23 protein-coding genes are annotated in these 23,412 nt (G+C 62.5%); 11 read left to right on the forward strand and 12 right to left on the reverse strand.

Annotated elements, in window-relative coordinates:
• Positions 1 to 19 precede the first annotated feature (19 nt).
• From RPMA_RS01910 to RPMA_RS01935, 6 genes are all read left to right on the forward strand, one after another.
• A complete protein-coding gene (locus RPMA_RS01910) occupies positions 20 to 802 on the forward strand; it encodes a succinate dehydrogenase iron-sulfur subunit (RefSeq protein WP_211911266.1) in 783 nt (260 codons plus the stop codon).
• 250 nt (positions 803 to 1,052) lie between these two features.
• The gene (locus RPMA_RS01915; protein WP_211911268.1) at positions 1,053 to 1,898 is read left to right on the forward strand and encodes a universal stress protein; all 846 of its coding nucleotides are present in this window, start codon (positions 1,053 to 1,055) and stop codon (positions 1,896 to 1,898) included.
• A 161-nt stretch (positions 1,899 to 2,059) separates the two neighbouring features.
• Positions 2,060 to 3,076, forward strand: a complete 1,017-nt coding sequence (locus RPMA_RS01920; RefSeq protein WP_211911269.1) for an ABC transporter substrate-binding protein — start codon at positions 2,060 to 2,062, stop codon at positions 3,074 to 3,076.
• A 29-nt stretch (positions 3,077 to 3,105) separates the two neighbouring features.
• On the forward strand, positions 3,106 to 3,894 hold the full coding sequence (locus RPMA_RS01925; RefSeq protein ID WP_211911271.1) for an ABC transporter ATP-binding protein: 789 nt from the start codon (positions 3,106 to 3,108) through the stop codon (positions 3,892 to 3,894).
• Positions 3,891 to 4,664, forward strand: a complete 774-nt coding sequence (locus RPMA_RS01930) for an ABC transporter permease (protein WP_211911272.1) — start codon at positions 3,891 to 3,893, stop codon at positions 4,662 to 4,664. The genes RPMA_RS01925 and RPMA_RS01930 overlap by 4 nt, the downstream gene beginning before the upstream one ends.
• 95 nt (positions 4,665 to 4,759) lie before the next feature.
• Entirely contained in the window at positions 4,760 to 6,847 is a 2,088-nt protein-coding gene (locus tag RPMA_RS01935) for an ATP-binding protein (protein ID WP_408056501.1), read from the forward strand.
• Positions 6,848 to 6,885: 38 nt separating this feature from the next.
• Here RPMA_RS01935 and RPMA_RS01940 read toward each other — a convergent pair whose 3' ends face one another.
• Entirely contained in the window at positions 6,886 to 7,272 is a 387-nt protein-coding gene (locus RPMA_RS01940; protein ID WP_211911276.1) for an MAPEG family protein, read from the reverse strand.
• 140 nt (positions 7,273 to 7,412) lie between these two features.
• Between RPMA_RS01940 and RPMA_RS01945 the strand changes: the two genes are divergently transcribed.
• Complete coding sequence (locus RPMA_RS01945; RefSeq protein ID WP_211911277.1) at positions 7,413 to 7,898, forward strand: pyridoxamine 5'-phosphate oxidase family protein; 486 nt, start codon at positions 7,413 to 7,415, stop codon at positions 7,896 to 7,898.
• A gap of 1 nt (position 7,899) precedes the next feature.
• Positions 7,900 to 8,130 (forward strand): hypothetical protein, encoded by a 231-nt coding sequence (locus RPMA_RS01950; RefSeq protein WP_211911278.1) that lies wholly within the window; start codon positions 7,900 to 7,902, stop codon positions 8,128 to 8,130.
• A 213-nt stretch (positions 8,131 to 8,343) separates the two neighbouring features.
• On the opposite strand, the gene RPMA_RS28690 is transcribed toward RPMA_RS01950, so the two are convergent.
• Positions 8,344 to 9,072 (reverse strand): hypothetical protein, encoded by a 729-nt coding sequence (locus RPMA_RS28690; RefSeq protein ID WP_456243454.1) that lies wholly within the window; start codon positions 9,070 to 9,072, stop codon positions 8,344 to 8,346.
• A 146-nt stretch (positions 9,073 to 9,218) separates the two neighbouring features.
• Here RPMA_RS28690 and RPMA_RS28695 point away from each other — a divergent pair, with 146 nt between their 5' ends.
• A complete protein-coding gene (locus RPMA_RS28695) occupies positions 9,219 to 10,355 on the forward strand; it encodes an OmpA family protein (RefSeq protein ID WP_456243455.1) in 1,137 nt (378 codons plus the stop codon).
• Positions 10,356 to 10,646: 291 nt separating this feature from the next.
• On the opposite strand, the gene RPMA_RS01960 is transcribed toward RPMA_RS28695, so the two are convergent.
• The 7 genes from RPMA_RS01960 to RPMA_RS01990 all read right to left on the reverse strand — a co-directional run bounded on the left by RPMA_RS01960 (position 10,647) and on the right by RPMA_RS01990 (position 18,482).
• Complete coding sequence (locus RPMA_RS01960; protein ID WP_211911281.1) at positions 10,647 to 12,407, reverse strand: alkaline phosphatase; 1,761 nt, start codon at positions 12,405 to 12,407, stop codon at positions 10,647 to 10,649.
• Positions 12,408 to 12,588: 181 nt separating this feature from the next.
• Complete coding sequence (argG, locus tag RPMA_RS01965) at positions 12,589 to 13,920, reverse strand: argininosuccinate synthase (protein WP_211911283.1); 1,332 nt, start codon at positions 13,918 to 13,920, stop codon at positions 12,589 to 12,591.
• A gap of 220 nt (positions 13,921 to 14,140) precedes the next feature.
• Positions 14,141 to 14,947 (reverse strand): phosphatase PAP2 family protein, encoded by an 807-nt coding sequence (locus RPMA_RS01970; protein WP_211913386.1) that lies wholly within the window; start codon positions 14,945 to 14,947, stop codon positions 14,141 to 14,143.
• A gap of 102 nt (positions 14,948 to 15,049) precedes the next feature.
• Positions 15,050 to 15,526, reverse strand: coding sequence for a hypothetical protein (locus RPMA_RS01975; RefSeq protein ID WP_211911285.1), 477 nt, complete (start codon positions 15,524 to 15,526; stop codon positions 15,050 to 15,052).
• A gap of 2 nt (positions 15,527 to 15,528) precedes the next feature.
• Positions 15,529 to 16,767, reverse strand: coding sequence for a 23S rRNA (adenine(2503)-C(2))-methyltransferase RlmN (rlmN, locus tag RPMA_RS01980; protein WP_211911287.1), 1,239 nt, complete (start codon positions 16,765 to 16,767; stop codon positions 15,529 to 15,531).
• A gap of 123 nt (positions 16,768 to 16,890) precedes the next feature.
• Positions 16,891 to 17,481 (reverse strand): invasion associated locus B family protein, encoded by a 591-nt coding sequence (locus RPMA_RS01985; protein WP_211911289.1) that lies wholly within the window; start codon positions 17,479 to 17,481, stop codon positions 16,891 to 16,893.
• A gap of 161 nt (positions 17,482 to 17,642) precedes the next feature.
• Positions 17,643 to 18,482, reverse strand: coding sequence for an SDR family oxidoreductase (locus RPMA_RS01990; protein ID WP_211911291.1), 840 nt, complete (start codon positions 18,480 to 18,482; stop codon positions 17,643 to 17,645).
• Positions 18,483 to 18,600: 118 nt separating this feature from the next.
• Here RPMA_RS01990 and RPMA_RS01995 point away from each other — a divergent pair, with 118 nt between their 5' ends.
• The gene (locus RPMA_RS01995) at positions 18,601 to 19,575 is read left to right on the forward strand and encodes an NADPH:quinone oxidoreductase family protein (protein ID WP_211911292.1); all 975 of its coding nucleotides are present in this window, start codon (positions 18,601 to 18,603) and stop codon (positions 19,573 to 19,575) included.
• A 6-nt stretch (positions 19,576 to 19,581) separates the two neighbouring features.
• On the opposite strand, the gene RPMA_RS02000 is transcribed toward RPMA_RS01995, so the two are convergent.
• Positions 19,582 to 19,965 carry a YkvA family protein gene (locus RPMA_RS02000; RefSeq protein ID WP_211911294.1) on the reverse strand — a complete coding sequence of 128 codons (384 nt, stop codon included), beginning with the start codon at positions 19,963 to 19,965 and terminating at the stop codon, positions 19,582 to 19,584.
• Between the two features lie 71 nt (positions 19,966 to 20,036).
• On the reverse strand, positions 20,037 to 20,339 hold the full coding sequence (locus RPMA_RS02005) for a 4a-hydroxytetrahydrobiopterin dehydratase (RefSeq protein ID WP_211911296.1): 303 nt from the start codon (positions 20,337 to 20,339) through the stop codon (positions 20,037 to 20,039).
• A 214-nt stretch (positions 20,340 to 20,553) separates the two neighbouring features.
• Here RPMA_RS02005 and RPMA_RS02010 point away from each other — a divergent pair, with 214 nt between their 5' ends.
• A complete protein-coding gene (locus RPMA_RS02010) occupies positions 20,554 to 21,969 on the forward strand; it encodes a TAXI family TRAP transporter solute-binding subunit (RefSeq protein WP_211911298.1) in 1,416 nt (471 codons plus the stop codon).
• Here RPMA_RS02010 and RPMA_RS02015 read toward each other — a convergent pair.
• On the reverse strand, positions 21,966 to 23,411 hold the full coding sequence (locus tag RPMA_RS02015; protein ID WP_211911299.1) for a PepSY-associated TM helix domain-containing protein: 1,446 nt from the start codon (positions 23,409 to 23,411) through the stop codon (positions 21,966 to 21,968). The two genes, RPMA_RS02010 and RPMA_RS02015, sit on opposite strands and share 4 nt — an antisense overlap.
• Position 23,412: the final 1 nt, after the last annotated feature.

Consider the following 23,412-nt stretch of genomic DNA (forward strand, 5'->3'; position numbering starts at 1 on the left):
AAAGCGAAGGCTCGAGAATATGGCTGAGTTCGCACTCCCGAAGAATTCCAAAATCACTGGCGGCAAGGAATGGCCAAAGCCCGCCGGCGCGACGCAGACGCGCGAATTCCGCGTCTATCGCTGGAATCCCGATGACGGCAAGAACCCGTCGGTCGATACCTATCACGTCGATACCAATGACTGCGGTCCGATGATCCTGGACGGTCTCATCTGGATCAAGAACAACATCGATCCGACCCTGACCTTCCGTCGCTCCTGCCGTGAAGGCGTGTGCGGCTCCTGCGCCATGAATATCGATGGCCAGAACACGCTCGCCTGCACCCGCGCGATGGACGAAGTCGATGACGGCGCCATCAAGGTCAATCCGCTGCCGCATCAGCCGGTGGTGAAGGACCTGGTGCCGGATCTCACCAACTTCTACGCCCAGTATGCGTCGATCGAGCCGTGGCTGAAGACCACCACGGCGACGCCGCAGAAGGAATGGCGCCAGAGCCACGAGGATCGCGAGAAGCTCAACGGCCTCTACGAGTGCATCCTGTGCGCCTGCTGCTCGACCTCGTGCCCGAGCTACTGGTGGAACAGCGATCGCTTCCTCGGCCCGGCCGCCCTTCTGCAGGCGACCCGCTGGGTCAAGGATTCCCGCGACGAAGCCACCGGCGAGCGTCTCGACAATCTCGAAGATCCGTTCCGCCTGTATCGCTGCCACACCATCATGAACTGCGCCAAGGCGTGCCCGAAGGGTCTCAATCCGTCGGAAGCCATCGCGGAGCTCAAGCTCAAGATGGTCGAACGTCAGGTCTGACGTTCAGCGCGAAAGCGATTGCGAAATATCAGCGCCGGTCTGCTCACGCAGGCCGGCGTTTTTCGTGCAGTGCATGCGATATCTCAAGCGACGCTTTGACGTTTATGCTGTCGTGCAGGCTTCGTGCGTCGATGCTGCGTCATGACGCACCCGGCTCCCGCTTTTGTGAAGCCGTCGCTCTATCTTCGTTAAGGTCGGTGCGCGCATTGCTCAGCTTCCGCGCGCGAATGCCGGAAGATGTGAGGACGCCATGCAGACCCCGAAAGATATTGTCGTCTATCTCGATGCCGCCGAGTGCGAGGCGCAGCGCGTGCGGTTGCACTATGCAGCGGTGCTCGCGAAAAAATGGGGCGCGCATCTGGTGGTCGCGCTCGTCCCTCAGCAGCCGAGCTACAATCGTCATTCGGCCTTTGCGCGCGGCGACGCCGTCGTCGCGATGTTCGAACTCTACAAGGAGCGCAAAGAGGCCAGCCTGAAAGCGGTCCAGTCGATGATCGCCGAGTTTGAACGCATCTATGAGATCGAATGCGAGCTTCGCAATTGTGACGGCGAGATGGGCGAGGCGTTGATGCTGCACGCAAGGCATGCAGGCCTCGCTGTGCTGGGCTCGTCACGCGGGCTTGATGGCGAGGAGAGCGCTCTCACTCTGTCCGAAGATGTCATCTTCGCATCCGGCGTGCCGTCGATCCTGGTGCCGCCAAAATGGGACGCCGAACGGCCGGTGCGGAAGGTCGTGATCGGCTGGAACGCGAGCCGCGAGGCAGCGCGCGCCATATCGGATGCCATTCCTTTGCTCGTCGAGGCTGAGGAGGTTCGCGTCGTCGTCGTGCCGGAAGGCAAGATCAACCGTTTGCTGGGCGAGGATCCCGGTGCGGATATTTCCCAGCATCTGGCACGCTATGGTGTGCGCGTCACGCTCGACAGCCTGAAAGGGAGCGACGCCGGCGCGCTGATCCTGGCAAAGGCTGCCGAGATCGATGCGGATCTTATCGTCATGGGAGCGTTCGGTCAGTCCAAGATCACCGAATTCGTTTTCGGCTCGGCCACGGGTACTTTGCTGAGAAAGGCGACCATCCCAATCCTGCTGTCGCGGTAGCGACCGGCTGTTCCCGAAACGTCTGCCTAAGGTCTGTGCAGCAAGCTCCGGAATCCAAAGATAAGCAGGATATTGCTGTGATTCACGGCAAAACTCCCTCGCCATGTCTGGCACGGCTTGTGCTAGTTTGTGCCTGACATTTGGTCAGGGGGATTTGCTCGATGTTTCGCAAGCTGGGTCTAAGCGTGGTCGCAGGTGCCACTTTGATGGCGTCGCTGGTGCCCGCGAGCGCCCAGACCGCCATGAAATTCGCCCTCGACTGGAAGTTCGAGGGAACGTCCGCCCCCTATTTCGTGGCGCTGGACAAGGGCTATTACAAAGCCGAGGGGCTCGACGTCACCATCGATAGCGGCCCCGGATCGGTGGCAGGCATCGCGCGCGTCGCCGCCGGCACCTATCCGATCGGCTTCTTCGACATCAATTCGCTGGCCCGTTTCCGCGACCAGAATCCGGACAAGGACGTCAAGTCGGTGATGATGGTCTATGACCGTCCGGCTTTCGCCATTGTCAGCGTCGCCAAGACGAACATCAACGTGCCGAAGGATCTCGAAGGCAAGGTGCTCGGTGCGCCCGCGCCGGACGGCGCCTTCGCGCAGTGGAAAATCTTCGTCAAGGAAAACAAGATCGACGACAGCAAGGTCAAGATCGAGAATGTCGGCTTCCCCGTGCGTGAGCCGATGCTTGCGGAGGGCAAGGTCGATGCGATCACCGGCTTCGCCTATTCGTCCTATTTCAACATGCTGTCGCGCGGCATCGCTGAGAAAGACATCAAGGTGATGCTGATGTCTGACCACGGCCTCGTGCTGTATGGCAACGCCCTGATGGTCAATCCGGAATTCGCCAAGGCCAATCCGAAGGCCGTTGCCGGCTTCGTTCGCGCCACGATCAAGGGTATTGCCGATTCCGACAAGGACCCGGAGGCTGCCATCAAATCGGTCATGAAGCGCAACGAGACTGCCGACGAGAAGATCGAACTCGCCCGCCTCAAGATGTCGCTTAAGGACAATTTCGTGACGCCATGGGTGAAGGCAAACGGCATCGGCGCCATCGATGACAAGCGCATGGCGGATGCGATCGACCAGATCGCCATCACCTATGAGTTCAAGAACGCCAAGCCGAAGCCGTCGGATCTGTTCACCGCCGACTATCTGCCGCCGGTCGAGCAGCGCAAGTTCTGATATTGCGAGTGGACGATCGGTTGCCAGGCATGGACTCATTCGTCGACATCAATGGCGTGACGCTGAATTATCGCGGCGCGTCCGGCGACATCACGGCGTTGCAGGATGCAACGCTGCAGGTGAAGCGCGGCGAATTTGCTGCGGTGGTCGGCCCGTCCGGTTGCGGCAAGTCCACCTTGATGCGTCTGGTCACCGGCCTGCACAAGCCATCGGCCGGCACCATTCGCATCGATGGCAAAGAGGTCAAGGGTCCGGTCAAGATGGCCGGCATGGCGTTTCAGCACGCCAATCTGCTGCCGTGGCGCAAGGTCATCGACAATGTCCTGCTGCCGTTGGAAATCGTCGAGCCCTATCGCTCGCAATTCCGCTCGAAGAAGGCAGAGTTTCGCGCCAAGGCGGAGCAGCTTCTTGCCACGGTCGGCCTCGCCGGTTTCGGCGACCGTTATCCGTGGGAGTTGTCTGGTGGCATGCAGCAACGCGTCTCGCTGTGTCGCTCGCTGATCCACGAGCCGGCGCTGCTGATGCTGGACGAGCCCTTCGCGGCCCTCGATGCGTTTACCCGCGAGGAGTTGTGGTGCGTGCTGCGTGATCTCTGGCAGCGTCTCGGCTTCACGGTGATCCTCGTCACCCATGATTTACGTGAAGCGGCATTTCTCGCCGACAACATCTACGTCATGAGCGCGCGTCCCGGCCATATCGTTCAGATCAAGCCGGTCAGCTTCGCGCGGCCGCGTGATCTCGAAGTCACCTATGAGAAAGAGTTCGGCGACATCGTGCACGAGCTGCGCCTGAAGATCGCGGAGGCACGCAACGCATGACGTCGCAAACCGCAGAAAAACTCGCGCCATGGCTGTTCACCGTCGCGATCTTCCTGATCTGGGAAGGCGCCTGCGCGGCCTTCAACATCAACACTTCCGTGCTGCAGCCACCTTCGGCGGCTTTTGCCGCGATGTTCAAGCTCTGGAAGGTGTTCCTCTATCATTCCTGGGTGACGCTCTGGGTCACCATGGTCGGCTTTGCGCTTGCCGTCGGCTTCGGTGTTCTTCTCGGTCTCGTCGTCGGCTGGTCGCGTGCCATCTATCGCGGGCTCTATCCCGTGATGATCGGCTTCAACACGATTCCGAAAGTCGCCATCGTCCCACTGCTGATCCTGTGGTTCGGGATCGGCGAAGTGCCCGCCATCGTCACGGCCTTCCTGATTTCGTTCTTCCCCATCGTCGTCAATATCGCCACCGGTCTCGCCACCACCGAGCCCGAGCTTGAGGACGTGCTGCGCGCGCTTGGCGCCAGCAAGCTGGATGTGATGCTGAAAGTCGGCATCCCGCGTGCGCTGCCTTATTTCTTCGGTTCGCTGAAAGTCGCCATCACGCTGGCCTTTGTCGGCACCGTTGTCTCCGAGACACTTGGCGCCAATGCCGGCCTCGGCTTTCTGATCGCGCAGGAAGGCGCCAGTTTCCGCATGGCGAATGTCTATGCGGCGCTGCTGCTGCTCGCCTTCGAAGGCGTGCTTATGTATGCCGTGTTCGCCTGGACCGAGCAGCGCTGCACCCGCTGGGCCTTCCGTTCGCAGATGAACGCGGCCGGCTAAGCGGTTGTCGCAGCCGCCCGATGCGCTAGACTGCGGTCAGCCGGGCGGGAACTGTGAAGACAGAACAGCACAATTCTCTAAGAATACTGCAATGGATGATGGCCGCCTCGCTGGCCTTTCCCGTTGCGCTGTTCGTGTTTGCCGCCGCCAATTCGTGGATATCGACCAACGACATCGCCGATCGCGAAATCGAGCGCACGCTTGACGTGGCGCACGAGCACGCCCTGAAAGTGTTCGAGACCATCGATCGCAGTCTGTCGGAGGTCAACGAAATCGTCCGTAATCGCAGCGACGATGATCTGCGGGCCAGTTCGGATGCGATGTCGGCGCGGTTGAAGCAGCTCACCGATGCGCTCCCGCAGCTTAAATCGGTCTGGGTCTTCGACAACAAGGGTCGTGCGCTGGTCAACAGCCTCAATCTGGCGCTGCCGCATATCGATTTCTCCGACCGCGACTATTACAACGCCCATATTGCCGAAGATATCGGCACCTTCATCGGTGCAAGCCTGCTGCCGCGGCCGCCTTATCAGGGAGCGCCATTCTTCGGCGTCAGCCGTCGTCGCGCGAGTGCTGATGGCAGCTTCACCGGCGTCGTGCAGGCATCGGTGTTTCCCGAGTATTTTGAGAAATTCTATGCGCGCATCGGCCGCGCGCCCGGCAGCTTCTTCGCATTGGGCCTGTCCAATGGCACCATTCTGGCACGCTATCCGCTATCTGGTGCGGCGAAGCAAATCGATCCCAGTGGCCCGATCGGCCGTCGTATCGCGGCTCATCCGGGCGGCAATCTCATCACCATCGTCGCCCCCGGAGACAATATCGAGCGTCGCATCGGCTATCAGCGGATCGCGGGTTATCCCATCTATGTATCCGCCGGCCTGGAAACCTCGGCCATTCGTGATCGCTGGCTGAAAGCTATCAGTTATCACCTGATCTTCGGTGTGCCCGCGACAGCGCTGCTGTTCGGGCTGTTGCTGTTCGCGCTGCGTCGCACCCGGCGCCTGAATTTCGAGGCGATGAAGCGCCGCGAAGCGGAAGAAGCCTTGAAGCACGGCCAGCGACTTGAAACGCTTGGGCAGCTCACCGGCGGCGTTGCGCATGACTTCAACAATCTGCTGACGGTGATCCGCTCATCCGTGGATCTGCTGCAGCGGCCCGATCTCGCGCCCGAGCGGCGTGCCCGCTACATTGCGGCGATCTCCGATACCGTGAACCGCGCTGCCAAACTGACGGCACAACTCCTCGCATTCGCGCGCCGGCAGACACTGAAGCCTGAAGTGTTCGATGTCGGCCAATGCGTGCGCTCCGTCACCGATATTATCGGAACATTGACCGGCGCGCCGGTAGAGATCATCACACATCTGCCGGACAAGCCGCTCCACGTCGATGCCGACCTCGGACAATTCGAGACCGCGCTGATCAATATTGCCGTGAATGCGCGCGATGCGATGAAAGGTGAGGGACGGCTGATCATCACGGTGGTTGCTTGCGAAAGGTTGCCGTCCGCCACCATGCCCCGCAAAGATGGCTATGTAGCCGTCGCCATCGCCGATAGCGGCAGTGGGATTCCCGCCGATCAGTTCGAGCGTATTTTCGAGCCTTTCTTTACGACCAAGGAAGTCGGGCAGGGCACGGGCCTCGGCCTCTCGCAGGTGTTCGGTTTTGCCAAGCAGTCCGGCGGCGAAGTCACGGTCACCAGCGAGGTCGGAAAAGGCAGCATCTTCACGCTGTATCTGCCGCGTGTCGCTGATGGCGCGGGGCCGACGCTCGTCGTTGATGAGGGTGCGCCGGCCGATGGCAATGGCCTCTCGGTGCTGGTTGTCGAGGACAATCGTGACGTCGGCACCTTCACGACCGATGCTCTGCGCGAGCTCGGTTATATGACAGAACTCAAGCACAGCGCCGACGCTGCCTTCGATGAACTCAAGCGCCATGCCGGTCGTTACGACGTCGTGTTCTCGGATGTCGTGATGCCGGGCACCAGCGGTATCGAACTTGCGCAAGCGGTTCGACACCTCTACCCGGATCTGCCGGTCGTGCTCACCTCCGGCTACAGCCACGTGCTGGCGCAGAACGGAACGTTCGGCTTCGAGCTGCTGCAAAAGCCGTATTCCATCGAGCAGCTATCGCAGGTGCTGGCCAAGGCCGGAAACTGGCGCAAGTCGCAGCGGGAAGCCGTGTCGTAGCCCGCATGCGCAGCGCGTCATGCGGGCGGTGGGCGCTGTCAGACGAAATTGATCTGCAGCATCGGCAGCGCGAAGATCGCGATATTGGTGAGCAAGCCACCGGCATAGGCCAGCGAGCGCGGTGTGGCCTTGTCGGCGATGTAAAGCAGCGCGTGCGCAATCCGGAATGCGAGATAGACGGCAGCGAGCACGCCGACCGTCTTCGCCGATGCGCCGAAGGTCAGCGCGCCGAGCACTGCAACGGCATAGAACGGAAAGGCCTCGAAGGCATTCTGATGCGCCGCATAAGCGCGGCGCTTGGCGCCGGAAAGTTTCTCGGCGCTGTCGCGTGGCGTGTTGTTGTCGCGCGATCCGGATTTGGCATAGGCGGCAATGGCCAGCGGCAGCAGTGCCGCGATCAGAATGCTCCAATAGGCGAACGACATCGAATCCCCCGGGTTTGGTCACGAATGCTGCCTTGATGGGTGGTTCCCGATCGGCTGTCAAATCTAGTGCTACCGGACCGGTGTCCGGAACATCGCTCTCATCCGCTTGTTGTTGCAGCAAACCGGAAGGGAGAATGCATATGGCCAATGACAACAATCGCGATACCGAGCGCGCCTGGGAGCTGATGGAGAAGATCGGCTTCGCGATGCTGGTGACCCATGATGGCGACAAGCTGCGCTCGCGCCCGATGGCGGCCTATGTGGATCGGCAGGCCGATGCTGTCTATTTCCTCAGCGACGTCAGGCGCCATAAGGACGACGAGATTCAGAAGAATCCCAACGTCAATCTGGCCTTCGCACATGCAGGAGATCAGAAATACGTTTCTGTCAGCGGCACGGCCGCAGTGTCGAACGACCGCGCCAAGATCAAGGAGCTGTTCACGACCACGGCCAAGGCATGGTGGGACAGTGCGGAAGATCCGAATATTCGCGTGCTGAAATTCACGCCGGAGGAAGCCGAGTTCTGGGATTCGCCTGGCACCGTGATCAGTTATGTGAAAATGGCGACGGCTGCGGTGACCGGTTCGCGTCCGGACATCGGCACCAATCGCAAGGTGGCGATCTGACATGACCGCCGCACCCGGTAACCCGATCGAGGAGCCGCCGATCACGCCCGGCAAGCCTCAGGAGCCGCCACAGGAGAGCCCGCCAGGCAATCCGCGGCCTGAAGTGCCGCCGCCGGTGCGTGATCCCGAACCGCCCGGTCGTCCGGACGAATTGCCCGGTGATCTCCCGCAGGAGGTGCCGGTGCCGAATCCGGATGAGGCTCCGGGGCAGCCGCCGCCGGCAACGATGTAACGTCCGACGGCGGCATAGAAGCGCTACTAAACATCCGGCCTGAACGTGCAATGAACATCGCGCGCTCGGGCCGTTGATGTGTGCGAAATAAATCCAATTGTGGCTTTGCGGACTGCCACATTGCCGCCCTATGCTTATTCGTTCATCGCTGTGCCGATTTGTTCGGCCGACAAATGTTTTTGTTGAAGACGTCTTATCGAGGGCTTGAGTTCATCATGACAAAACTTCGTCTCGTGTTGCTGGCGACGACCGCGTTCGGCGTGACGCAGCTTGCAGCGACTGCATCATTCGCATCGAGCGCTGATGCGCCGATCCTGCTTGCGCAGGCAGCCCCACCGGCAGCGGAAGGCGAACCGAAGGGTGCTCCGAAGGGCCCACCGCCGGCTGCTGCACCACGCCCGGCACCGCCGGCCGCAGCGCCTCCACCGGCCGCACGACCAGCTCCGCCCCCGCCTCCCGCCGCAGCGCCGCCGGCCGCGCGCCCGGCTCCGCCTCCGCCGCCCGCCGCCGCCCCGCCGCCCCCGCCACGTCCGGCATCGCCTCCGGCAGCCGCCCCGCCGCGTCCTGCGCCCGAGGCAGCTCCGCCGCCCCGTCCGACACCGCCAGCCCCGCCACCGGCTCCCCGCGCAGCACCGCCCGCTGCGCCGGCTCCGAGCGCTGCGCCCGCACCGTCGGCGCCCCCGGCAGCGCGTCCTGAACGCCGCGAACCCGGTGCCGAGCGTCCAGGTGGTGAGCGTCCAGGCGGCGAGCGCCGTGAACGTGGCGAACGTCCTGCGCCGTCCGCCACACCCCCAGCTGCAGCTCCGGCGCCCTCGGCAGCTCCGCCCGCCGCCGCGACGCCGCCGGCTCAGCCGTCCGGACGTCCCGCGCCCGCAGCAACGCCATCAACGCCTCCGGCTGCTGCAACGCCGCCGGCCGCGCCTTCGGCAACGCCAGCGCCATCAGCTACACCTCCGGCCGCTGGTACACCTCCATCTGGCCGTCCGGGTGGCCCGGAAGGGCGTGAGGGACGTCGCGGTGACGGAAGTCCTGCACCGGGCGCACCTGCCACGCCGCCTGCCGCAACTGCGCCAGGTGCCGCTCCGGCCGTGCCCCCGTCTGCGGCAGCGCCCGTCGCCCCGCCACCCACGCCGAGCGCTGCGCCTGTGGTCGTCGCCCCCGGCGGCGGCAACATCAAGGTCGTGCAGCCACCGGCGCCGCAGGTGACCACGCCGATCCCGCCCGCGCCGCCGCCTGCCGCAGCGACGCTGACGCCGATCGCGCCGGGTGCCGCGCCGCAGGGACCGCGTCGTCTGGATGATTTCCGTGGTCAACGCAGTGAGCGCCGCGAAGGCGGACGCACGATCATCACCGAGCCCGGCCGTATCATCGTGCAGGATCCGAGCGGTCAGTCCTTCATCCGCCACAACGAGGTCGATCGCTTCCGTTACGGCGCGCGGGATATTCGCACCCAGCGTGTCGGCAACGAGGATCGCACCATCGTCGTGCGGCCGGACGGTTCGCAGATCATCACGGTGGTCGGCAGCGATGGCCAGCTGCTGCGCCGCATCCGTCGGGATCGTGGCGGGCAGGAGATCATCATCATCGACAACTCGTTCGGTGGTCCGCGTGGGCCTCGCGGTCCGGGCGGCTTCTATGTCGATCTGCCGCCTCCGATGATCCGCATTCCGCAGAACCGCTACATCGTGGACTATGATCAGGCCTCGCCGGATCTTGTCTACGATACGCTGATCGCCCCGCCGGTGGATCGCATCGAGCGTCGCTACACGCTGGATGAAATCCGCTACAGCCCGATGGTGCGTCAACGTATGCCGTCGATCGATCTCGACTCGATCAATTTCGAGACGGGCTCATGGGATATTTCGCCAGACCAAGCCTCGAAGCTGCAGGTGATCGCAGATGGTCTCAATCGCGCCATCTCGCGCAATCCGCGCGCGGTGTTCCTGATCGAGGGCCATACCGATGCGGTCGGCTCCGATGTCGACAATCTGTCGCTGTCGGATCGTCGTGCGCAGTCGGCAGCGGAGTTGCTCACGCAGCAATTCCAGGTGCCGGCGGAAAACCTGACGTCGCAAGGCTATGGCGAGCAGTATCTGAAGATTCAGACCGATGGTCCGGAGCGTCAGAACCGCCGCGTCACGGTGCGCAACATCACGCCGCTGCTGAATGGTGGTCAGGCATCCCTCCCGCCGCCGCCCGCAGGCACGGCTCCGCCGCGCCGCTGAGGTGAACTGACATGACAATGGCCGGGAGCGATCCCGGCCATTTTTGTTTTTTGAATTGTGAGTGGCGGCGCCAATGGTCTCCCTCCCTCAAGCCATGCAGCGGCGCAGTGGGGAGGGTCCGCCGGAGGCGGGGGTGGGGTCCATCCCCACGTGACGTCGGAGTTGGTGGAAGCACCCCGCCCGTCTCGAAGCTCGCTGGACGCTCGCTTCGATCCACCTATGGCGGACGAATTCGTCCGCCAGACCCCGCTGCGCGACTTCGTCGCTTGGGGGAGGGAGAAGAACCGCGCGTTACTTCGTGCTCGCCCCCAGACCCAGCGCATCCACCATCACGCGGAACACTTCCGTATTGTCCATCTGGCCCTTCACGCGATCACTGCCTGGTCCGGTCGCCGTCAGGATCACGTCTTCGCCCGAATGCACGCTAGCATTCATCATCGCCGGCAGATTACCGAGCCGCAGCATCGCGCCCGGCGCGTTCTTGTATTTCTCGTTTGCCTTGAACGTATTCGGCGCCTCACCTGCTTCCGTCGGCTGGTTCGGCCCATCGAGCTTCGGTCGCAACGTTTCATAATGATCGGGCACGCTTGCTGACATGATCGCAAGGCGACGGCTCACATCGACGCGTGATGGATAGCCGTCCGCATCCGGCGCCGGATAATTCGGGAAGCCAGCCTTGTCATAGACGCCGATCCGCTCGCGCAGCGGCAGGTTCGTCTCGGTGCTCATGTCGTCGTTGACGGTGCCGATCAGGCTGTTCGGGTGGCTATGATCGGACACGACGAGGATCAACGTGTCCTCGCCGCGCTTGGCTGCCCATTCCTTGGCAAGCTTCACCGCATTGTCGAGCATGATCACGTCATAGACCGCGCGATCGAAGTCGAGCATATGCGCATATTTGTCGATCATGCCGGATTCCACCATCAGGAAGAAGCCCTTGTCGTTGCGTGACAGAACGTTGAGCGCGGCCTGCACCTGTTCGGTGAGGTCCGGCTGTTCCGGATACTTCTTTACGCCGCCGCCCTTGAGGAGTTTGCGGTCGAGCACGCCGTCCATATTGCCAGGCGTGAACAGGCCCAGCAGCTTTTTCGTGTCCGACTTGTCGGCTTCTGCCTTCAGTTCTCCGGCGGTCTTCACATAGGGATAGCCGGCCTCCTTGAACCTGGCGAGATAGTCCACTTCATCGGCGCGCTTTCCTATATCGACAGCGCGCGGCAGGAAGTTCGCGGCGCCGCCGCCGAGAATGACATCGGGCTTGGCCGCAAACATCTGCGCGACGATCTCGTCATAGGCCGAGCGGCGGCGCGTATGCGCGATCATTGACGCCGGTGTCGCATCCTGTATCTCGGTGTTGGTCACGATGCCGACAGCGAGATCGAGCTTGCGCTTGACGAGCGACGTAATGGTCTCGACCTTGGGATCGTCGAACACGTCGCGGGTGCGGTCCGCATAGACGCCGAGCGCATTGGTCGCGCTCTTGTGGCCAGTCGTGTAGGCGCTCGCCGAATTGGCGCTGTCGGTAATGATCGAATCCGTCCCGGCGGTGCCGACCAGTGCCATGCTCGGCATGTCATCGACGGCGAGCTTGCCGCTGCTCTTGCCTTCCTTGATGCCCTTGGAAAGGATGCGCGCACCAACGCGATGCGACAACGACATGCCGTCGCCGACGAACAGGATGACGTTCTTCGCACGGCGTGCGCCGGTGTCGTACACGTTCCAGGTCACGGACTTGGTGAAGTTGCCTGCCGTTACGTCGATTTTGTAAGCGCCAGTCTTGTCGAGCACGACATCGCGCAGCATCAGTGCGGACTGATCCTTGTTGTCTTCGCGCTCGATATAGTCAGCGCTCTTGCCGAAGGCCGCGGTTTGATCCGCGCCGTTGATCGTCACCTTGATATCGGAGGCCGCGATCTTTTCGGGAAGCTCGACCTTGAAGTCGAATTTGCTGCCTTTGAGGATCTCCGCGCGATCAATCGGGTAGATCGCCTGCGCATGGCACGATGCGCTCATGAAAAAAGCCGCGAATGCGGCCAGCGAAATGGTCCTGGTCATGGAAATCCTCGCCAGTGGCGTTCTGTCGCAGATGATCTCCATCAATAAAGCGGCCGGATGTCACGTCAATGACATCCGGCCGGATGGGTGATCTGTATGGAGCGAAGCGTAATGCAGGGACAGCAGAGATAGTTGAAACGTCGGTCCGAGGATTGCGCTGCGCTCCATCCGGACTACGACATTATTCCTTACCCAGCTTCGGAATGGTCGCGCCTTCGCCGGCGCTGATCAGGCCGGTCTTCGCATACAGATCCAGCTTTGCGCGCGTGTCGGTGATGTCGAGATTGCGCATGGTCAGCTGGCCGATGCGGTCTGCCGGCGTGAACGGCGCGTCTTCCACCTTTTCCATGCTCAGGCGTTCCGGCGCATAGGTCAGGTTCGGGCTCTGGGTATTCGCGATCGAATAGTCGTTGCCGCGGCGCAGTTCGAGCGTCACTTCGCCGGTGATGGCGCGGGCCACCCAGCGCTGGGCGGTCTCGCGCAGCATCAGCGCCTGCGAGTCGAACCAGCGGCCCTGATAGAGCAGGCGACCGAGCTTCATGCCGTTCATGCGGTACTGCTCGATCGTATCTTCGTTATGGATGCCGGTGACCAGGCGCTCATAGGCGATGTGCAGCAGCGCCATGCCCGGCGCTTCATAAATGCCGCGGCTCTTGGCTTCGATGATGCGGTTCTCGATCTGGTCGCTCATGCCGAGGCCATGGCGGCCGCCGATGGCATTGGCTTCCAGGAACAGCGCGACGGCATCAGTAAAGGTCTTGCCGTTCAGTGCGACGGGCTGGCCATCGACGAAGCGCACTGAGACGCGCTCGGCCTTGACCGCGCAGTCGTCCTTCCAGAACGGCACGCCCATGATCGGATTGACGATGGTGATGCCGGAGTCGAGATGTTCGAGATCCTTGGCCTCATGGGTCGCGCCGAGCAGGTTGCTGTCGGTGGAATAGGCCTTCTCGGCTGACATCTTATAGGCGAAGCCATGCGCGGTCATGAAGGCCGACATTTCGGCGCGGCCGCCGAGCTCGTCGATGAACTGGTCATCGAGCCAGGGCTTGTAGATCTTCAGCTCCGGATTGGTCAGCAGGCCGTAGCGGTAGAAGCGCTCGATGTCGTTGCCCTTATAGGTGGACCCGTCGCCCCAGATATTGACGCCGTCTTCCTTCATGGCCGAAACCAGCATGGTGCCGGTCACTGCGCGCCCGAGCGGCGTGGTGTTGAAATAGGTGATGCCGCCGGTGGAGACATGGAACGCGCCGGCCTGGATCGCGGCGATGCCTTCATGCACGAGCTGCTGGCGGCAGTCGACGAGGCGGGCCTTCTCGGCGCCGAACTCCATCGCCTTGCGCGGGATCTCGTCGTAGTCTGCCTCGTCGGGCTGGCCGAGATTGGCGGTATAGGCGAAGACCCTGGCGCCCTTCTGCTTCATCCAGAGCAGCGCCGCCGATGTATCGAGGCCGCCGGAAAAGGCGATGCCGACATTCTTGCCGGTGGGGAGGCTCTTCAGGATCGTGGTCATGGGGCGTCCAATCGAGGCTAGTTCGGTTGTATTTGCCGCGCCTGCGGCGCTTTGGGTCAGCGATAGCGCGGCCGGGCAAAGCGCGTCAACGCGGGAACCGCAAGGAGCGCGCTACTGTCGTCACCCGGCCGTGCGCGCAATTGCGCGCTAGGACCGGGTGACCCAGTAGACTCCGGCCGGCGTGTACTGGGTTGCCCGGTCAAGCCGGGCAACGACAATTTTAGTCGTGATGCTGCTCGGTAATCCGGTTGCCCAGCGTAGGCTTCGGCGGGTTTCGGCCGGACAGCATCCGGCGCCGCCAGGCATAGCCGGGCCAGGCGATTTTGGTCAGCCAGCGATCGATGCCTTCATCCGTCATCCGGGTCCGTGGCCAGCGGTAGATCCATCCGTGAACCAGCCAGATCACGAGAAACGAGGCGAGGCCGGCGATGGTCACGTCGGTGAAGAAATGCCCGCCAAACGCCATCCGCCAGCCCGAGGTGGCAAGGCCGAACACGGTCGCCGCCGCGTAAGCCGCGGGACGCAGGCTCGGCGGCGCCAGTGCTGCGGGGGCATAGGTCCAGAACGCCGTGGCGCCCTCGCCGGAGAAGAAGGAGCAGTTGCGCCGGCACTCGCCGCTTGGGTCCCACCAGGCCTTGAACTGCCAGGGGCCGCCGAATTCGGTGACGGAGACGGGCCGCGGCCGATCCCAGAAGCTTTTGAAGGTGAAATTGGTGAGGAAGCCCGCCGACATCAGCATGGTGATAACCAGAAAGGCCATGGTGCGGCCCTTCACCATCAGCGGCCGGTTTGGCCAGATCAGCTTGACGATCAGCGCCAGGATCGACGGCGCCACGAAGGCCCAGGCGATCCACATGGCCGCGTGGCGGGCGAATTGGGCGTAAGGCAGCCCGGAATACGCGAAACCGCCGGCGTCGGGGCTGTAGAACAGCGCGGCGAGCTTGAGGTCCAGTTCGGGCCAGATGCCGAAAATCACGAGAATTGCTGCAAGCAGCACGAGCGCAATGAGGAGGCCGGTCCGGTTCATGGCGGGCGGTTTATCCGAGCAGGCGCGGGAAGGAAAGTTAAAGCGCTCGGGCATGATCCCGAAAAGTGGATGCCGGTTTTCGGATCAGATCATGCCCGGAAGCTAAGGCTTTGCCGCGGCATCCGGCTGCGACGGCAGCTGTCGCGGCTGTTTCCATGCTCCGGCCTTACGGCCGGCGATCACCCAATAGATCAGCCCCGAGACGATGCCGGCGCCGGTCATCACTTCCAGATGACGACGCACGATGCCGTCGAATGTCATGGTGGTGGTGTCGTAGGGGATCAGGCCGAGATAGCAGGCAACGCCGACCACGCCGCCGCCGATCGCATAGGCCAGCACGCTGCGGATATTGAACGTCTCGGTGATCACGACGACGATGATTGCGGGGATCAGCGCGAAGCCCGAGAAGAAGATGAAGCCGAAACCGATCAGGACATTGATCGCATCGGCATTCACGATCCCGGTATCCATGGCGCTGAGTTCGGGGAACAGGATCGAAAAGATGACGATCGTGCCGCCGACCATACAGGCGACGCAAAAGGCAAAGAGAATGACGAACAGACGGCCGATCAGCGCCATCGTCAGTCCGTCATCGCCATCGCGCGCAGTGCCTGCCGCTCGCGCGCCGACAGCTTCTCGGTCTCCGACTTCAACTGCCCGCAGGCCGCGAGAATGTCGCGGCCGCGCGGCGTGCGCACCGGCGAGGAATAGCCGGCATTGAAGACGTATTCCGAGAACGCTTCGATCTGCGCCCAGTCCGAGCACTCATAGCGCGTGCCCGGCCACGGATTGAACGGGATCAGGTTGATCTTGGCGTGAATGCCCTTGAGCATCTTCACCAGGAGCTTCGCATCGTCCAGCGAGTCGTTGATGCCCTTCAGCATCACATATTCAAAGGTGATGCGTCGTGCATTGGAGGCGCCGGGATAGTCGCGGCACGCCTGCAGCAATTCTTTCAGCGGATACTTCTTGTTGAGAGGCACCAGCTCGTTGCGCAGTTCGTCGCGCACCGCATGCAGCGAGATCGCCAGCATCACGCCGATCTCCTCGCCGGTGCGCTTGATGTTCGGCACCACGCCCGAGGTCGAGAGCGTGATGCGCCGGCGCGAGATGCCGATGCCTTCATTGTCGGAGACGATCAGCAGCGCGTCGCGCACCGCGTCGAAATTGTAGAGCGGCTCGCCCATGCCCATCATCACGATATTGGTGATGCGGCGATTGGTGCCCGGCTGGTCGCGGTCGGCCCAGTCGTTCAGCCGGTCGCGCGCCACCATGATCTGGGCGACGATCTCGCCCGGGGTCAGGTTGCGCACCAGCCGCTGGGTTCCCGTATGGCAGAACGAGCAGTTCAGCGTGCAGCCGACCTGCGAGGAAACGCAGAGCGTGCCGCGGTCGGTCTCGGGGATATAGACGCACTCGACCTCATGGGCGCGTTCGCCATGGGTGCCCGAGGGCAGCTTCAGGAGCCATTTGCGGGTGCCGTCATTGGAAATCTGCTCGACCGCCACTTCCGGCCGGTCGACCGTGAAATGCTGCTCCAGCTCGGTCCGCATGTCCTTGGAGATGCTGGACATTTCCGCAAAGCTCTGGACCCCGCGGTAATACAGCCAGTGCCAGATCTGCTGGCTACGCATCTTCTGCTGCGCCGGCTTCACGCCGATGGAACCGAGCTTTTCGGCGATCTGAGCGCGGGACAGGCCGATCAGCGAGGGTTTTGCCAGCGGCACATAGGTCTCGGTCGCCACCTTCTCCAGCGGGATCTGACCCGGCGGGAGGGTGGTTTCAACGGCAGTGCTGGCCTCGGCAGAAGCGGGGGTCATGGCGTTCGATCACTGATGTCACGGGAATTGAAGCCTCAAATAGGCTTTTCGCGCCCGAATGGAAAGGCGCCAAATGCGGCAATATTAACGGCGACAAGGATTTAGGGCGAGTTCCGCCGGCGATTACCGGCGGCACTCCTGGGCAACCTTGTCCAGCGCCTGGGCCAGGCCCTTCAGCGAGAACGAGTCCGTGGTTTCGGTGCCCTTGGCAGAAAGGCCCTTCACGGTCACGTCGCCGGCCTTGCGCAGCGCCTCGACGAGACGCTCTTCCTCGGCCGCATTCTTGATCCAGAGCCCATCGCCCTGAGTGTACATCGCGAATTTCGCGCCGCCGACATCAAGGGTCGATTCATAGCCGGGCTTCAACTGATAGCCGATCATGATCGAGACTTCGTTGCTGACCTTCTCGGCCGGGCGGGTCGAGATGAACGCGTAAGCGGGATCGCGCGGACGGTTGGCGGGATTGGTTTTCGACGACGCCGGCTTGGCGAGCGCGAAGCAGACTTTCTTGCCGCCGGGGGCCGCGGTGTAAGCACCCCACGGGCCGAACTGACCGAGCAAGGTCGGCTCGGCACTGCCTGCGGCAGCGGGCGCCGGCGCCTGCTTGGCCGGTGCAGCCTTGCCCTTGGCAGCCGTCTGCGCCTGCGCAAGATCGGAAATGCCGATCATCGCCACGCTCAAGGATACAACTGTCAGGATTCGCCGCACGGACATCAGGTGTCGATCCTCTATCTTTGTGACTGGAAGATGGCCTGGAATCACGCGCGCCAACAGACTTGCAGATAAACGGTGCGGTCTTGTTTGGAAAGGCTCGTACATCGCGTCGAAAGATAGCAGGGCGAAGCACATAACGCGCGCTGCGTGCGTTGCTGTCCTCAGCTTTTCGCGCGCGCCGTGCGTTGCGCCGCCCATTGCGTATCGGTCCAGTGCAGCAGGTCTTCAGCGCCGGATGAGCGCAGATGCGCGCCGCCATCCTGCACCACCATCTCGCCGTTGATGTATCCGGCCTGATCGGAAATCAGGAAGCTGGCGAGATTGGCGAGCTCGCTGTGCTCGCCCACACGGCCGAGCGGATTGCGTGCAGCCGGCCCGGAATCGCGTCCTTCAGGATGTAGCTGCCCGGTCGCGCCCGGTGTCGGAAAAGGTCCCGGTGCAATCGCCACGAGACGAACGCCCTTCGGTCCCCATTCGACGGCGAGCGATTTGGTCATCGCCAGTAACGCGGACTTCGCCATCGCCGACGGCATGGTGAAGGCGCGACCGGTAATCGTGGATGTGGAGAGGATGCTGAGCACCACGCCGTTGTGATCGGATTCGATCCAGCGGCGCCCCGCCTCCAGCGTGCAATACATCGCGCCATGCAGCGTCGGGGCGAGGATCGCGTCCGCAGCGCGTGCCGAGAGATGCTCACTCTGCGCGATAAATGTCGCGGCGGCGTTGTTGACGAGAATGTCGAGCGGGCCGTCCTGCCAGATCGCAGCCATCATGTCGGCAACAGCATTGGCATCGCGAATGTCGCACGCGAAGGTGTGGACCTTCGCATTATATGCGGCGCGAAGTTGCGCAGCGGTTTCGTCGAGCGTCGCGCTGCGTCGGCCGCAAATCAGCAGTTCCGCGCCGAGTTCGGCAAAGCGGTGGCTCATGGCCGCGCCGAGCCCGGAGCCGCCGCCGGTCACGAGAATGCGCTTGTGGGCGAGGAGACTTTTTTCAAACATTGTTCGCTTCCTCCATTATCCGCTAAGCGGAATGCACCCCGTCAATGGTGGTTGCAGGCTTGCGCTAATTCATTCATGAATCGCCGAACTGTCTCAAGCCGAAGGCCAGGTTGATCAGATGAAAGCCATTCTCTGCTCGCAATATTGCGAACCCGACGATCTCGTTTTTGCCGATGTGGAGGATCCCGTTGCCGGTGAAGGCCAGGTGGTCATCGCCATCAAGTCGGCGGCACTGAACTTCTTCGACATCCTGATGATCCAGGGCAAGTACCAGATCAAGCCGCCATTCCCGTTCTCGCCTGCTGCGGAAGTCGCTGGTGTCGTCGAGAGCATTGGTGCTGGCGTCACGTCGCTGAAGGTCGGCGATCGCGTCGTTGCGTCCATCGGTCACAACGGTGCCCGGCAGAAGGTTGCTGCGGCCGCCGCGTCGGTGATCAAGATCCCCGACAATCTTGATTTCGACCGCGCTGCGGGTGTTATCGTGATCTACGGCACCGCGCTTCATGCGCTGGAAGATCGTGCGTCGCCGAAGCCGGGTGAAACGCTGGCCGTGCTCGGCGCCGCCGGTGGCACCGGTCTCGCCGCATGCGAACTCGGCAAGCTGCTCGGTCTCAAGGTGATCGCTTGCGCATCGTCGGACGAGAAGCTGGAATTCGCCAAGAAGCATGGCGCCGAGCTTGGCCTGAACTACGCCAAGGAAGATTTGAAGGAAGGCCTCAAGTCGCTCACCGGCGGCAAGGGCGTCGACATCATCTTCGATCCGGTCGGCGGAAAATATGCGGAAGCAGCGTTGCGCGCGATTGCATGGGAAGGCCGCTTCATGGTGATCGGTTTTGCGGCCGGCGACATTCCGAAGATGCCGCTCAATCTGGCGCTGCTGAAGGGCTGCGATATCCGCGGCGTGTTCTGGGGCGCCTGGGTGCGGCAGAACCACGAGAAGTACCGCGCGAGCATCACGAAGCTGCTGAACTGGGCCGCCGAGGGCAAGATCTCAGCACACGTGGATCGCACCTTCCCGCTCGAGAAGACCGCGGAAGCCATGAAGGTGCTGGGTGGTCGTCAGGCCATGGGCAAGGTGATCTTGCACCCGTAAGACGAATTAGCCTTCGTTGGGGTCGTCGTTAAGGCCGCGCGCGATAGCGCGTCGCGCGGCCTCGCGATGATCGTCATTGATATGCGTCGCTACCATGCGCAGCGCTGTGGCGAGGATCGCCGCGTCATCGCCAAATCCGAGGATCGGCAGCACATCCGGCACGAAATCAAACGGCAGAATGAAATAGGCAAGCGCGCCGAGCAACGCCGCCTGCACATGGCGCGGTGTCTGCCGGTCGAAGGCGCAATAATAGGCCGCGAGCAGGTCTTCCATGAAGGGCAGCTTCACGGCAAGTCTCTTCAGCTTGCGCCAGAATTGCTTGCGAACGCTCTCGCGGTCCTGCGCCAGCCGGTCGGCAGGCTCAAATCCCACGCTGTGTTCGGTGGCCATCGGCAATGTTCCTCGCTGCCTGGTCATACCTGTTTCAGATGGTGTCTTCGATCGCGCTCCGCAACAAATCGTCAGACGCCGAGCTGCTTCGCGATGGCGTCCATGGCCTTGGCCAGGTCGATGTCCTTCTGGGTAACACCATCGGCATCATGGGTGGAAAGCACCACGTCCACGGTCTTGTAGACGTTGCGCCATTCCGGATGGTGGTCGTGCTTTTCGGCCACCAGGGCGACCCGCGCCATGAAGCCGAAAGCCTCGCTGAAGTCCTTGAAGGTAAAAACGCGCGCGATGGCGTCCCGCCCCTTGGCTTCGCTCCAGCCGGGTAATTCCTTCAGCGCCGCCTTGCGCTCGTCCGCCGATAGCCGATTTACCATGGCAACCTCCTGCATCACCTGAACTTTACCTCAACGCGCAATGACACATCATCGATCCATGCCACAATAAGGCGCTAATCGCGCGCAACTGGGTAACCACGCCCTCCGGTAACCATGGTTGAGGCGGAACAGGCGGACAGCCCGGAACTTTGCTAGACTGCGGCTCTAACCCACTTTGGTGACAATGGACTTGAAGCGCCTGTTTTCGAGATCGATGACGGACGGACCCGAGGTCATTGGACCGATCGGGCTGCCGTCGCCGCGTTCGATCCGGCGCAAGGTGACGCTGATCACGCTGGCCGGCACGCTGGCGATCGTCGCTGCGGTGGCTGGCGCCTATTATTTCGCGATGAAGCCGGTGCCGCTGCGTATTGCCGTGGGTCCGCAGAACAGCGACGACGTCAAGGTCGTGCAGGCATTGGTGCAGGCCTTCTCACGCGATCATCGCTCGGTGCGCTTGCGCCCGCAGATCACCGATGGCGCGACGGCCAGCGCACAGGCTCTCGCGGACGGCAAGGTCGATCTCGCCGTCATCCGCGGCGATCTCACCATTCCGAAAAACGCCCGTGCGGTGGCGACGCTGCGCAAGAATGTCGTGGTGATGTGGGTGCCGCCGACCAAGGGCAGGACGGCCCGCGGCAAGAAGGCAGCCGCGAAAATCACCAAGATTCCCGATCTCGCAGGCAAGCGCGTCGGCGTGATCGGCAAGACCCAGGCGAACGTCAATCTGCTCAACATCATCCTGCGCCAATATGGCGTGGATCCCGCCAAGGTGGCGGTGACGCAGTTCTCGACCAATGACGTGGCAGAGGCGGTGAAGGACCAAAAGGTCGATGCGTTCCTTGCGGCAGGCCCCGTCAACAGCAAGATCACCGCCGATGCGCTGCAGGCGACGGCGCGCGACGGCGGCACGCCGACATTCCTCGCCATCGATTCGGCGGACGCGATTGCGCAGAATTATCCGGTCTATGAGGCCTCGGAGATTCCAGCTGGTACGTTCGGCGGCGCGCCGGCGCGGCCGGATGATGACGTGAAGACCATCAGTTTCGCGCATCATATCGTTGCGCGGCAGGGCCTGTCGGAAGTCACCGTCGCGGCGCTGACGCGGCAGCTCTTCGCGATCCGCCAGCAGATCATCAATGACTTCCCGTTGGCCGCGAAGATCGAGACGCCGGACACCGACAAGGATGCGGTGATCCCCGCCCATCCCGGCGCTGCCGCCTATGTGGACGGTGAAGAGAAAACCTTCCTCGATCGCTATAGCGACTATATCTGGTGGAGCCTGATGGGCCTCTCGGCCATGGGCTCGGCCGGTGCATGGTTCGCGAGCTACTTCCGCCGCGACGAACGTAACGTCAACGTCTCGCAGCGTGATCGCCTGCTCGACATGATCGCGCTGGCGCGCAAGAGCGACTCGCTTCCGGAACTCGACAGCATGCAGGAAGAGGCCGACGGCATCCTGCGTGACACGCTCACATGTTACGAGCATGGCGCGATCCAGGAAGGCACGCTGACCGCCTTCAATATCGCGCTCGAGCAGTTCCACAATGCTGTGGCCGATCGAAAGGCACTGCTCGGCATGATCCCGCCGGAGCCCGCGCGCCAGATGCCGCGGCCGCTGGCGGTCTAACGCTTCAGATAGCGCCATCCCACCACAACGCCGCTGACTGAGACGATCGTGCCGAGGATCGACAGCAGGATCACGACGATGTCCCAGGCCGGGCGGTATTTCAGCAAGAGCTGGATGTCGAAGCTGTGCAGTCCATTGTACAGCCAGCGATAGGTGCGCCGGTTCGCATCGCTGCGGCCGAGGACCTCGCCGGTGAGCGGGCTGATGTGAAACCAGGTGCCATGGGCATCGTCGAACACCGCCCGCAGCACGGGTAACTCACGGGTGCGGTGATTGGCGTACCAATAGGCATCATAATCCGACAGCACCTGTCGTTCCGTCAGCCGTGCCTGCGGCTCCAGGTGACTGGCGGCCTTCCAGAGACGATCCGGCTGCAATGGCGCGATCGCCCCGGTGGCCGCATCCGTCGGCGTCAATGTCCCATCGCGCGCGGCCAGGATCATCAGCGGCATGCCATCGAACCAGACGAAACGGACTTCCACCGCGCCGACAGGCGTCGGTGGCAACTGGGCCGCGATGGTCGGCGCGTCATGGCCGGCATAGCGCTGCAGCGCTTCGCGCATGCCGCCCCGGTCGGCGAAATATCTGCCGGGATCGAGCGACATCCAGCCGGAGAACATCCAGGTCAGCACGAACAAGCCGGCGATTAGGCCGGTGATGTGATGCCATTTCATCCAGCCGCGATAGGGCGACACTGTCCCGCCCGAATAGCGCCGCTTCAGCCGCACGCGCAAAATACCGATCCAGATTCCGGTGATACCGACGATCAGGCAGATGCCGGAAATCCACAGCACGACCGATCGCCACAGCGACTGATCCTGACGCAGGATGGTGGGATAGATCCAGTGCGGGATTGCGCCGAGCCAATTCCACACGCGTTCGTGATGCGTCGTATCGAGCGCGACCTCTCCGGTTCTTGAGGAGACGTAGAGTTTGGTGCCGGCATCATCGCCCAGATTGACCAGATAGAACGGTCGAAGCACATCGTAACGCGCGACGACGCTCCATTGATCGCGGTCGATCATCTCTTCGAAACGCGGCGATTTGCTTGCAGGATGATGTGAAGCAATCGCAAGCGCCTGCTGCTCGGAAATCCCAGCGATCGCATGACCATCAATCGCGGAGATCGTCTGTCGTTTGCCGCTCCAGTCGCTCAGCCGATAGACCGGCTCACCATCGAGCATCATCAGGCGTAGATCGCGCGGATAGCGCGTGATGCCCGCAGCCTTCATCGCATCGTCAGGAGAAAGCCTTGCCTTCTCCCATGCGATCTCGGGCAGCGCCGCCAGCCTCTCTTTGTCGGAGAGGCCGGGGAACGCGACATACATCATCACCACGCCCGAGATGAACCACATGGCGAAGAACAGGCAGGTGACGATGCCGATCCAGCGGTGGGTGAGATACAGCCACTGCCGGAGTTTTCGTTTCAGTCCTCGTGCCACG

The organism is Tardiphaga alba (assembly GCF_018279705.1).
GTDB lineage: Bacteria > Pseudomonadota > Alphaproteobacteria > Rhizobiales > Xanthobacteraceae > Tardiphaga > Tardiphaga alba.

What these genes read in the sequence shown, in the direction of transcription:
- RPMA_RS01910 (WP_211911266.1), top strand. Translation starts at nt 20, where the DNA reads ATGGCTGAGTTCGCACTCCCGAAGAATTCCAAAATCACTGGCGGCAAG.
- RPMA_RS01915 (WP_211911268.1), top strand. Translation starts at nt 1,053, where the DNA reads ATGCAGACCCCGAAAGATATTGTCGTCTATCTCGATGCCGCCGAGTGC.
- RPMA_RS01920 (WP_211911269.1), top strand. Translation starts at nt 2,060, where the DNA reads ATGTTTCGCAAGCTGGGTCTAAGCGTGGTCGCAGGTGCCACTTTGATG.
- RPMA_RS01925 (WP_211911271.1), top strand. Translation starts at nt 3,106, where the DNA reads ATGGACTCATTCGTCGACATCAATGGCGTGACGCTGAATTATCGCGGC.
- RPMA_RS01930 (WP_211911272.1), top strand. Translation starts at nt 3,891, where the DNA reads ATGACGTCGCAAACCGCAGAAAAACTCGCGCCATGGCTGTTCACCGTC.
- RPMA_RS01935 (WP_408056501.1), top strand. Translation starts at nt 4,760, where the DNA reads ATGATGGCCGCCTCGCTGGCCTTTCCCGTTGCGCTGTTCGTGTTTGCC.
- RPMA_RS01940 (WP_211911276.1), bottom strand. Translation starts at nt 7,272, where the DNA reads ATGTCGTTCGCCTATTGGAGCATTCTGATCGCGGCACTGCTGCCGCTG.
- RPMA_RS01945 (WP_211911277.1), top strand. Translation starts at nt 7,413, where the DNA reads ATGGCCAATGACAACAATCGCGATACCGAGCGCGCCTGGGAGCTGATG.
- RPMA_RS01950 (WP_211911278.1), top strand. Translation starts at nt 7,900, where the DNA reads ATGACCGCCGCACCCGGTAACCCGATCGAGGAGCCGCCGATCACGCCC.
- RPMA_RS28690 (WP_456243454.1), bottom strand. Translation starts at nt 9,072, where the DNA reads ATGGCGCTGGCGTTGCCGAAGGCGCGGCCGGCGGCGTTGCAGCAGCCG.
- RPMA_RS01960 (WP_211911281.1), bottom strand. Translation starts at nt 12,407, where the DNA reads ATGACCAGGACCATTTCGCTGGCCGCATTCGCGGCTTTTTTCATGAGC.
- argG (WP_211911283.1), bottom strand. Translation starts at nt 13,920, where the DNA reads ATGACCACGATCCTGAAGAGCCTCCCCACCGGCAAGAATGTCGGCATC.
- RPMA_RS01970 (WP_211913386.1), bottom strand. Translation starts at nt 14,947, where the DNA reads ATGAACCGGACCGGCCTCCTCATTGCGCTCGTGCTGCTTGCAGCAATT.
- RPMA_RS01975 (WP_211911285.1), bottom strand. Translation starts at nt 15,526, where the DNA reads ATGGCGCTGATCGGCCGTCTGTTCGTCATTCTCTTTGCCTTTTGCGTC.
- rlmN (WP_211911287.1), bottom strand. Translation starts at nt 16,767, where the DNA reads ATGACCCCCGCTTCTGCCGAGGCCAGCACTGCCGTTGAAACCACCCTC.
- RPMA_RS01985 (WP_211911289.1), bottom strand. Translation starts at nt 17,481, where the DNA reads ATGTCCGTGCGGCGAATCCTGACAGTTGTATCCTTGAGCGTGGCGATG.
- RPMA_RS01990 (WP_211911291.1), bottom strand. Translation starts at nt 18,482, where the DNA reads ATGTTTGAAAAAAGTCTCCTCGCCCACAAGCGCATTCTCGTGACCGGC.
- RPMA_RS01995 (WP_211911292.1), top strand. Translation starts at nt 18,601, where the DNA reads ATGAAAGCCATTCTCTGCTCGCAATATTGCGAACCCGACGATCTCGTT.
- RPMA_RS02000 (WP_211911294.1), bottom strand. Translation starts at nt 19,965, where the DNA reads ATGGCCACCGAACACAGCGTGGGATTTGAGCCTGCCGACCGGCTGGCG.
- RPMA_RS02005 (WP_211911296.1), bottom strand. Translation starts at nt 20,339, where the DNA reads ATGGTAAATCGGCTATCGGCGGACGAGCGCAAGGCGGCGCTGAAGGAA.
- RPMA_RS02010 (WP_211911298.1), top strand. Translation starts at nt 20,554, where the DNA reads ATGACGGACGGACCCGAGGTCATTGGACCGATCGGGCTGCCGTCGCCG.